At 74.6% G+C, this 11,060-nt stretch carries 3 protein-coding genes; all 3 read right to left on the bottom strand.

The genetic code is table 11. From position 1 onward, the window contains the following. A partial coding sequence (locus tag ASC60_RS38080; RefSeq protein WP_159043412.1) for a type I polyketide synthase occupies window positions 1-6,369 on the bottom strand: 6,369 nt, incomplete at its 3' end. 7 nt (window positions 6,370-6,376) lie between these two features. Beyond that, window positions 6,377-7,312: a proline iminopeptidase-family hydrolase gene (locus ASC60_RS38085; protein WP_055558309.1), complete on the bottom strand. Its 936-nt coding sequence runs from the start codon at window positions 7,310-7,312 to the stop codon at window positions 6,377-6,379. Window positions 7,313-7,356: 44 nt separating this feature from the next. Continuing rightward, window positions 7,357-11,060 (bottom strand): type I polyketide synthase (locus ASC60_RS38090; RefSeq protein WP_159043413.1); only part of this gene is annotated, 3,704 nt, incomplete at its 5' end.

Genomic DNA, 11,060 nt, shown 5'->3' on the forward strand with positions numbered 1-11,060 from the left:
GGCGTGGAGCGCGTCATGTGTCTTCGCGGACACCACGATGGGCGCCACCGGGAGTTCGCGGCGTTCCCCGGGCTGGTCCTCGGCCGTCGGGGCTTCCTCCACGATCACATGGGCGTTCGTCCCACTGATGCCGAAGGAGGAGACGCCCGCCCGGCGCGGGTGCTCGCTGCGCGGCCACTTCCTGGGCTCGGTCAGCAGCCGGACGTTGCCCGCCGACCAGTCCACCTGCGGCGTCGGCTCCTCCACATGCAGCGTCCTCGGCAGCACATCGTGCCGCATCGCCTGCACCATCTTGATGATGCCCGCGACACCGGCCGCCGCCTGGGTGTGGCCCATGTTGGACTTGACCGACCCCAGCCACAGCGGCTCGTCCCGCTCCTGCCCGTACGTCGCCAGCAGCGCCTGCGCCTCGATCGGATCGCCCAGCGTCGTCCCCGTACCATGCGCCTCGACAGCGTCCACCTCGGCGGCCGTGAGGCCCGCGTTCGCCAACGCCTGACGGATCACCCGTCGTTGTGACGGTCCGTTCGGGGCCGACATGCCGTTGCTGGCGCCGTCCTGGTTGAGGGCGCTGCCCCGTACGACCGCCAGCACCGGGTGGCCGTGACGCCGCGCCTCCGACAGCCGCTCGACCAGCAGCATGCCCACACCCTCGCCCCACGCGGTGCCGTCGGTGGAGGAGGAGAAGGACTTGCAGCGGCCGTCGGCGGCCAGACCGCGCTGTTCGCTGAAGTCGATGAACGACTGCGGCGTTCCCATGACGGTCACGCCGCCGACGAGGGCGAGTGAGCATTCGCCGGAACGCAGTGCCTGTGCCGCCCAGTGCAGGGCCACCAGCGACGACGAGCACGCCGTGTCCACCGTCACCGCGGGGCCTTCGAGACCGAGGGTGTAGGCGACGCGGCCGGAGACGAGGCTGCCGCCACCGGTGCCACCCGAGTAGTCGTGGTACATGACCCCGGCGAACACCCCGGTCGGGCTGCCCTTCAACGTGCCCGGGTCGATCCCGGCGCGCTCCAGCGCCTCCCACGACACCTCGAGCAGCAACCGCTGCTGCGGGTCCATGTCGCGGGCCTCTCGGGGGCTGATGCCGAAGAAGTCGGCGTCGAACTCCGCCGCGTCGTGCAGGAATCCGCCGTCGCGCACATAGGTCTTCCCGGGCTTGCCGGGCTCGGGGTCGTAGATGTCCTCCACGCCCCAGCCCCGGTCGGCCGGGAACTCCGAGATCGCGTCCACGCCCTCGTCCACCAGCCGCCACAGCCCCTCGGGCGAGTCCACCCCGCCCGGATAGCGGCACGCCATCGCCACGATGGCGATCGGCTCGTCGTCCGCCCGGACGATGGCGGGCCGGGCCGCCGTGGTCTCCACGGCGCCGGACAGCTCGCCCAGGAGGTGGCGGGCCAGCTCGCCGGGGGTCGGGTAGTCGAAGACGAGGGTGGCGGGCAGCCGGAGCCCGGTGGCGGCGCCCAGGAGATTGCGCAGCTCGATGGCGGTGAGGGAGTCGAAGCCCAGCTCGCGGAAGGCCCGTTCGGGGTCGACGGCCTCGGCCCCGGCAAGGCGGAGGACGGTGGCGGCCTGGGAGCGGACGAGGGCGAGGAGTTCGGCGGCGCGTTCGTCGTCGGTGAGCGCGGCCAGGCGCCGCCGTAGCGCGTCGGTCGCGGTGGCGGTGGTGTCGGCGACGCGGCGCGCCCGGCCCCGTACGAGGCCGCGCAGGAGCGGTGGAGGCGTGTCGAAGGCCGCCAGGTCGAACCGGGCGGGCACCAGCGCGGGTTCCGCGACACCGGTGGCGGCGTCGAGCAGCGCGAGGCCCTCTTGCGGTGCCAGGGTGCGCAGTCCCGCCTGGTCGAGACCGTCTGCCATGCCGTCTCCGGCCCATGGGCCCCAGGCCAGCGCCAGCGCGGGGAGCCCGGCGGTGTGCCGGTGGCGCGCGAGGGCGTCGAGGAAGGTGTTGGCGGCCGCGTAGTTGCCCTGTCCGGGGGCGCCGAGGACACCGGCGACGGACGAGAAGAGCACGAACGCGGTCAGCCCCATGTCGCGGGTGAGCTCATGCAGATGCCATGCCGCGTCCGCCTTCGGGCGCAGTACCAGGTCCACCCGCTCCGGTGTCAGTGACGCGATCACTCCGTCGTCCAGCACGCCCGCCGCGTGCACGACGCCGCCGATGGCCCGGCCGTCGAGCAGCGTGGCCAGGGCGTCGCGGTCGGACGCGTCGCACGCCGCCACCTCGGCCTCGGCGCCCAGCGCGGCCAGCTCCTCCGTCAGCTCGGCCGCTCCCGGCGCCTCCGGGCCGCGGCGGCTGGTCAGCAGCAGCCGCCGTATCCCGTGCCGGGTGACGAGGTGGCGGGCGACGGCGGTGCCGAGGGCGCCGGTCCCGCCGGTGATCAGGACGGTGCGTTCGGTGTCCCAGGTGGGCGCGTCCGGGCCGAGCGGCGCCCTGGCCAGCCGGGGTACCCGCACCTCGCCGTCACGGAGGCACAGCTCGGGCTCGCCGGTCACCAGGACGGAGCGGGGATCGACCGGGGCATCGGTGTCGGTGTCGACGAGGACGACGCGGCCGGGGTTCTCGCTCGCGGCGGCGCGTACCAGCCCCCGGACGGCGGCGTGGCCGAGGTCGGAGCCGTCGATCGCGCCGTGGGTGATGACGACGAGGGTGGCGTCGCCGTCCGCCGCGGTCCGCACGGCCTCGAGCACACCACCCAGCGCCGCGCGCACCGCGCTCGGCGTGTCGCCGGTCGTCGGCGGGCAGTGGTGGACGGCCACCTCGGTGTGGTCGGCCGGTGGCGGCCCGCCGGTGGCCGGGACCCACTCGACGCGGAAGAGGGCGTCCGCCACCCGGGCCGAGGCCAGGGCGAGTCCGTCGGCGGTGACGGGGCGCAGCGTCAGCGAGCCGACCGAGGCGACGGGCTGTCCCATGGCGTCGGCCAGCTCCAGCGCCACCGTGTCGTCGCCCCCGATGCGCAGGCGGACCCGGGCGGCGGTGGCGCCCTCGGTGTGCAGGGTGACGTCCGACCAGGAGAACGGCAGGAGGGTCGGGCCGTCGTCCGTCAGGTCGAGGGCGTGCAGCGCCGAGTCGAGCAGGGCGGGGTGGAGGCCGAAGCGTCCGGCGTCGACACCCGCCGGGAGGGCGATCTCGGCGAACGTATCGTCGCCGCGTCGCCACGCCGCGCGCAGTCCGCGGAACGCGGGCCCGTAGTCCAGCCGCTCGTACAGCCCTTCGGCGGCGAGGGGTTCGGCGTCGCGCGGTGGCCACGCGGCGAGGTCGGTGGCCGGTTCACCGGCGTCGGGCGCCAGGATCCCTCCGGCGTGCTGGACCCATTCACGGTCGATCGGGGCGTCGTCGGCGCGGGAGTAGACGGCCACCGGGCGGCGGCCGGACGCGTCGGGCGCCTCGACGGCGACCTGGAGGTGGATGCCGCCGTGGTCGGGCAGGATCAGGGGCGCGCCCAGGGTGAGTTCCTCGACGCGGTGGCATCCGACCTGGTCCCCGGCCCGTACGGCCAGTTCCACGTACGCGGTGCCGGGCAGCAGCACGGAGCCGAGCACGGTGTGGTCGGCCAGCCAGGGGTGGCCGCCGGTGGCCAGCCGTCCGGTGAACACCACACCGTCCGAGCCGGGCAGCCGCACCATCGCGCCGAGCAGCGGGTGGTCGGGCCGGTCGAGGCCCGCGGAGGTGACGTCGCCGCCCTGGCCGCTCTTGTCGAGCCAGTAGCGGGCGCGCTGGAACGGGTAGGTGGGCAGGTCGACCCGCCGGGCGCCCCGTCCGTCGAACACGCCCGCCCAGTCGACGCGCAGGCCCGCGCCGTGCAGCCGGCCGAGGGCGGTGAGGGCGGCGACCGCCTCGGGGTCGCGGCGGCGCAGCGCCGGGACGAGTACGGCGGTGCCGGCGGAGGTGGTGAGGCACTGCCGGGCCATGGCGGTCAGTACGCCGTCGGGCCCCAACTCCACGTAGCGGGTGACCCCTTCGGCCTCCAGCCGGGCCACCGCGTCGGCGAACCGGACCGTGTCACGGACGTGCCGCACCCAGTGGGCGGCGGTGGTGACGTCGCCGTCCGCCATGACCGGGACGCGTGGCTCGGCGTACGTGACGGTCTCGGCGACGCGGCGGAACTCGTCCAGCATCGGGTCCATCAGGGGCGAGTGGAAGGCGTGCGAAACCGTCAGGCGGTTCGTCCTGCGGGCTCCGAACCGTTCGATGGCCGCCGCGACGGTCGCCTCGACGCCCGCTTCGGTGCCGGAGAGCACGACCGAGGCGGGGCCGTTGACGGCGGCGATGCCGACGCCCTCGCCGAGCAGCGGGGCCACCTCGTCCGGAGTGGCCTCGACGGCCACCATCGCGCCGCCGGGCGGCAGCGCCCCCATCAGCCGGGCCCGCGCGGTGATGAGCCGGGCCGCGTCGGCGAGGGAGAACACCCCGGCCACATGGGCGGCGGCCAGCTCGCCGATCGAGTGCCCGGCGACGAAGTCGGGCCGTACGCCCCACGATTCCAGCAGCCGGAACAGCGCCACCTGCAGCGCGAAGATGGCGGGCTGGGTGTACTCGGTGCGGCCCAGCGCCTCCTCGTCGCCCCACATCACCTCGCGTACGGCGGGGTCCAGCGCGGCGCACACCTCGTCGAAGGCGCGGGCGAAGACGGGGAACGCCGCGTGCAGCTCCCGGCCCATGCCGAGGCGCTGGCTGCCCTGCCCGGTGAACAGGAAGGCGGTCAGCCCGGTGGGCCGGGCGACACCGCCGGGGGCCGTGTCCTCCGTGTCGTCGGCCAGCGCCGTCAGTTCGTTCAGGATCTCCTCGCGGTCGTGGCCGATGACGACGGCGCGACGGGTCAGCGCGGCCCGGCCGGTGGCGAGGGAGAAGGCCAGGTCCACCGGGTCCAGGCCGGGCGTGGCCCGCAGGTGGCCGGCCAGTTGCCGGGCCTGGGCGCGCAGGGCGGCCATGGTGCGGGCGGACAGGGGCAGCGGCACGGGCACGCCCGGGGACGCGGGCCGTTCGGCGTGCCGAGGCTCGGGGGCGGGAGCGGGATCGGCCTGCTCGATGATCACGTGGGCGTTGGTGCCGCTGACGCCGAAGGAGGACACCGCGGCGCGGCGCGGACGGCCGGTGTCGGGCCAGGCGCGGGCCTCGGTGAGGAGACGTACGTTCCCCGCGTCCCAGTCCACCTGCGGCGTCGCTTCGTCGATGTGGAGCGTCTTCGGCAGCGTGCCGTGCCGGATGGCCTCGACCATCTTGATGACGCCCGCGACGCCCGCGGCGGCCTGGGAGTGGCCGATGTTCGACTTGATCGAGCCGAGCCAGAGCGGGCGGTCATCCAAACGGTCCCGGCCGTAGGTGGCGAGCAGCGCCTGCGCCTCGATCGGGTCGCCGAGCGAGGTCCCGGTGCCGTGCCCCTCCAGGGCGTCGACGTCGGCGGGCGTCAGCCCGGCGGCGGCCAGCGCCTGCTGGATCACCCGGCGCTGGGAGGGGCCGTTGGGGGCACTGAAGCCGTTGGACGCGCCGTCCTGGTTGACCGCCGAGCCGCGTACCACGGCGAGCACGGGGTGGCCGTGGCGGCGGGCGTCGGACAGCTTCTCCAGCAGCAGCACGCCCGCGCCCTCGCCCCAGCCGGTGCCGTCGGCGGAGGCGGCGAACGAGCGGCAGCGGCCATCGGGGGAGAGCCCGCGCTGCTCGCTGAACTCGATGAACGTCTCGGGCGTGGCCATCACGCTGACGCCCCCGGCCAGCGCCAGCGTGCACTCCCCCGTGCGCAGGGCCTGCGCCGCCCACTGCATCGCCACCAGCGACGAGGAGCAGGCGGTGTCGACGGTGACCGCCGGGCCCTCGAAGCCGAGGGTGTAGGCGATCCGTCCGGACACCAGGCTGCCGTCGCTGCTGGTGATGCCGTAGTCGTGGTACATCGCCCCGGCGAACACGCCGGTGCGGCTGCCGCGCAGCGACGCCGGGTCGAGGCCCGCCCGTTCCACCGCCTCCCAGCTGATCTCCAGCAGCAGCCGCTGCTGGGGGTCCATGGTCAGGGCCTCGCGCGGGCTGATGCCGAAGAACTCGGGGTCGAAGTCGGCGGCGTCGTACAGGAAACCGCCGTGGCGGACGTAGCTCTTGCCGGGCTTTCCGGGCTCCGGGTCGTACAGGGCGCTCAGGTCCCAGCCACGGTCACCGGGGAACGGGCCGATGGCGTCGCGGCCCTCGGCGACCAGCTCCCACAGCCCCTCCGGGGAGGCGGCACCACCGGGGAAGCGGCAGGCCATGCCGATGATCGCGATGGGTTCGGTGGCGGCATGCGCGGCGGCGCGCAGGCCCTCGTTGTCCTGCCGCAGCCGCTCGTTCTCGACGAGCGAGCCGCGCAGCGCCTCGACGATCTCCTCGACGTTGGCTTCCACCGTCGTCTCAGCCTCCGCTCACCGTCGTGGTCCGCGCGCCGGTGGCGCCGGCCGTGTCAAGGAATGTGCCGAGCACCTCGGTGAAGCGTTCCGGTTCTTCGAGGTGCGGGGCGTGGCTGGAGTCTTCGAAGATCTCCCAGCGGGCGTTCGGGATGAGTTCCTGGTAGGGGCGCACGGTGACCGGGGTGGCCTCGTCGTGGCGGCCGGAGACGACGAGGGTGGGCACATCGATGCGGGGCAGGTGGTCGATCACCGACCAGTCGCGGAGGCTGCCGATGACATGGAACTCGTTGGGGCCGTTCATGGTGCGGTAGACCGTCGGGTCGGTGACGGCCTCCAGGTACGAGGCCATGAGTTCGCCGGGCCACGGGTCGAGGCGGCACACATGGCGGCTGTAGAAGACCAGCATCGCTTCCAGGTATTCGTCGCTGTCGGTGGTGCCGGCGGCCTCGTGTCGCCGCAGCGTGTCGTCCACACCGGGCGGCAGCTGGGCGCGCAGCACGTCCATCTCCGACAGCCACAGCGGGTACGAGGCGGGGGCGTTGGCGACGATCAGACCGCGCAGCCCGGCGGGGCGGGCCGAGGCGTGCCAGGCGGCCAGCATCCCGCCCCACGACTGACCGAACAGGATGTAGTCGTCGGCGATACCGAGCCGGTGGAGGAGGTTGTCCAGTTCGTCGCGGAAGAGCTGGGGAGTCCAGAAACCGGGGTCGGCGTCCGGCAGATGGGTGGAGCCCCCGTTCCCGAGCTGGTCGTAGTGCACGACGGGCCAGCCGTGGTCGGCGAAGTCGGCCAGCCGGATCAGGTAGTCGTGCGTGGATCCGGGGCCACCGTGGACGACGACGAGGGCCGGTCGGCCCGATCCCGGCTGTCCGGTGATGCGGTACCAGGTCTTGTACTCCCGGAAGGGAACGGTTCCTTTGGCCGTGGGCGTGGGCGCCATGTCTCAAACCACCTCGGTTCGGGTCCTGTGCGTCGGTCGCGGTGTCAGTCGAGCGCCGTCAGCCACTCGTCGATGACCCGGGCGGTCGTCGGGGCGTGGTCCTGCCCGAGCGAGAAGTGGTCGCCCGGCACGGTGCGCAGTGTGTGGTCCGGGTCCCAGGGCCGGGCCCGCATCTCGGCCGGGTCGACGCCCTCGGGCGGTGCGACGAACGGCTCGGCCGCCTGGACGAACAGGGTCGGCGCGGCCAGCGGTACGGGGTCGAAGTCCCCCAGCACCCCGAAGTAGTGCGGCATCGCCGACAGCCGCGCCGCGTCGTACGGTCCGAAGGCCGACTCCATCGCCAGCACCTCCCCCATGAGCTGGTCGAACCCGACCTTCATCGCCGTGTCGTCGACGCGGAAGGTATCGATCAGGATCAGCCCGGCGGGCGGGACCTCGGCCACCTCCTCCAGATGCCGGGCGAGGACGTGGCCGATGATGCCGCCGGAGGAGTAGCCGAGCAGCGCGAACGGCTCGCCCTCGGCCGCCTCCAGCACGGCGTCGGCCAGCACCCGCGACAGCGCCTCGGCCGAACCGGGCAGCGGCTCGTCCCGGGTGAATCCGGGCAGCGGCAGCGCGGACACATGGCGGATGTCCCGGAATTCCGCGCCCAGCCGGGCGTGCTGGTGCACACCGCCGACCGCCATGGGCGTGGCCAGGCAGATCAGCCGGGTACGGCGCGGGCCGTCGGCCAGCCGCACCGCCCTCGGGGCGCGGTCGAGGTCGCCGGGCGTGGCGAACCGGGGCCGCAGCGCCGCGACCGCCGACATCAGCGCCAGCGCGCCGGAGGAGTCACCGGCGCGCACGGCCTGCCGGAACAGGCCGGTCACGCTCTCGTCCGTCTCCGTCTCCGTTTCTGTCTCTGTCCCCGTCTCTGTCCCCGTCTCTGTCCCCGTCTCTGTCCCCGTCTCCGTCTCCGCCTCTGTCTGCGTCTGCGGCTCGGTGGCGGGGAGCATGGACAGCTCATCGGTGAGCAGACGGGCCAGCCGGGACGGGTTCTTGCTGTCGAACACCGCCATCGCGGGCAGCTTCAGCCCGGTGGCGGCGTTCAGCGCGGTACGCAGCTCCATCGCGGTGAGCGAGTCGAACCCGGCCTCCAGGAAGTCCCGCTCGGGGTCGACGGCCTCGGGGCCGCTGTGTCCGAGCACGGTGGCGGCCAGGCCCAGCACCAGATCGCGCAGCGCTCCCTCCCGCCGCCCGGCGGGCAGCGCCGCCAGCTCACGCCGCAGCGCCGCCGGATCGGCAGCCGCCGCACGGTGCCCGGTGGCGGGGACCAGGCCGCGCAGCAGCGCCGGGAGTTCGCCACCGGCCCCGCCGCGCAGCACCCGCAGATCCAGCCCCATGGGCACCAGCACCGGTTCGGGGCGGGCGGACGCGGCGTCGAACAGCGCGAGGCCGTCCTCCACCGACAGCGCGGGCATGCCCTGGCGGCGCAGCCGCCGCAGGTCGGCCTCGGTCAGGCCGCCCGCCATTCCGCCGGTGTCCGCCCACAGCCCCCAGGCGAGGGACTGCGCGGGCAGTCCTTCGGCGTGGCGGTGGTGGGCGAGCGCGTCGAGGAAGGTGTTGGCGGCGGCGTAGTTGCCCTGGCCGGGCGCGCCGAGCACCCCCGCAGACGACGAGAACAGCACGAAGGCGCTTAAGGAGTGGCCGCGGGTGAGGTCGTGCAGGTTGAGCGCGCCGTCCACCTTGGGGCGCAGCACCTGATCGAGGCCGTGCGGGGTCAGGTTGGCGATCAGGCCGTCGGCCAGCACCCCGGCCGTGTGCACGACGGCGCCCAGCGGGCGATCGGCGAGCAGCGTCTTCAAAGCTTCCCGGTCCGCCACGTCGCAGGCCGCGATCTCGACCGTCGCGCCGAGGCCGGTCAGCTCCTGGTGGAGGGCGGCCGCGCCCTCGGCGTCGCTGCCGCGACGGCTGGTCAGCAGCAGGTCGCGGACGCCGTGCTCGGCGACCAGGTGGCGGGCGACGAGCGCGCCGAGGCCGCCCGTACCGCCGGTGATGAGCACGGTGCCGAGCCGGTCCCAGGCGGTCGCCCGTTCCGGGGCGGCGGGGGTGCGCGCCAGGCGGGGTACGAGAATGCCGGCGCCCTGGACGCGTAGTTCCGGCTCGCCGGAGGCGATGGCCCGGCCGATGGGTTCCTGGTCGTCGCCGTCCGTCTGGAGCAGCGCGAAGCGCTCCGGTTCCTCCGCGTGCGCGGCGCGGACCAGGCCCCGGGCGGCCGCGTGGGCGAGGTCGTCGCCGCGCGTGACCACCATGAGCCTGCGGTCGGCGAACCGCTCGTCGGTGAGCCAGGTCTGCAGGGCCCGGAGTGTCGCGCCGGTGACCGTTCTGACGTCGTCGGCGATGCCGCCCGTGCCGCCGGGGAGCGTCAGCGCGACGGTGGCGGGCACCCGGTCGGTGAGTTCCGCCAGGTCGGCGACCATCGTCCAGTCGGTTTCGGCGGCGGGGGCGGGAGCGGGCGTCCATGCGAGGTGGAAGAGGGAGTCGGCGGGCGTGGCGGGCGACGGTGCGAGCTGCGCGGCCGACACCTCCCGCGCGATCAGCGACGCCACGGACGCCACGGGCCGCCCCTGGGCGTCGGCGATACGCAGCTCCATGGCGCCCTCGCCCCGGGGCGTGAGCCGGACGCGCGCGGCCGTGACGCCGGGGGCGTGCGGCCGGACTCCCTTCCAGGCGTAGGGCAGCCTCGTCGCGTCGTCGTCGCCCGAGCCGAGCAGCACCGCGTGCAGCGCGGAGTCGAGCAGGGCGGGATGCAGTACGAAACGCCCGGCGCCGGCCGCGTCGCCGAGCGCCACCTCGGCGAAGGTCTCGTCGCCGGCGCGCCAGGCCGCCTTGAGCCCCTGGAACGCCGGGCCGTAGCCGAAACCGGCCTCCCGGAAACGTTCGTACGCGCCGTCGGTGGCGATCCTCACCGCCTCGGGCGGCGGCCACCGCGTCAGGCCGGAAGGCGGCGGCGCGGCGGTGTCCTCGGGCGTCAGCGCGCCCTCCGCGTGCAGGGTCCAGGGCGCCTCCGGGGCGGCGTCCTCGGGCTGCGCGTGGAGGGTGAGGGGCCGTCGGCCCGTGTCGTCGGCCGGCTCGCCGACCGTCAGCCGCAGGCGCACCCCGCCGCCCTCGGGCAGGGTCAGCGGCGCGTGCAGCGTCAGCTCTTCGAGGACGCGGCAGCCGACCCGGTCGCCCGCGCGCAGGGCCAGTTCGACGTACGCGGTCCCGGGCAGCAGCGTCGTGCCGAGCACCGCGTGGTCGGCCAGCCAGGGCTGGGTGTCCGTCGACAGCCGCCCGGTGAACACCACGGTCCCGGATCCCGGCACCGCCACTTCGGCGCTCAGCAAGGGGTGGTCGAGCGCGGTGAGACCCATGGACGCGGCGTTTCCGCCCTCGGTGGCGACCGGCGCCGACAGCCAGTAGCGGCTTCGCTGGAAGGCGTAGGTGGGCAGATCGACGCGGTGTGCTCCCCGTCCCGCGAAGAGGGCCGTCCAGTCGGGAGAGGCGCCCGTGGTGTGCAGTCGCGCGACCGCCGTGAGCAGCGTCGTGGCCTCGGGCCGGTCGCGGCGCAGAGCGGCCGCCGCCGTGGCGTCCGGGGCCGTCTGCCGTGCCATGGCCGTGAGGATGCCGTCGGGTCCGATCTCCAGGAACCGGGACACGCCCTCGCTCTCCAGACGGCGCACATCGTCGGCGAACCGCACCGCTTCCCGCACATGCCGTACCCAGTACT

It is taken from the genome of Streptomyces sp. NBRC 110028 (assembly GCF_001417735.1).
Classification (GTDB): Bacteria; Actinomycetota; Actinomycetes; order Streptomycetales; family Streptomycetaceae; genus Streptomyces.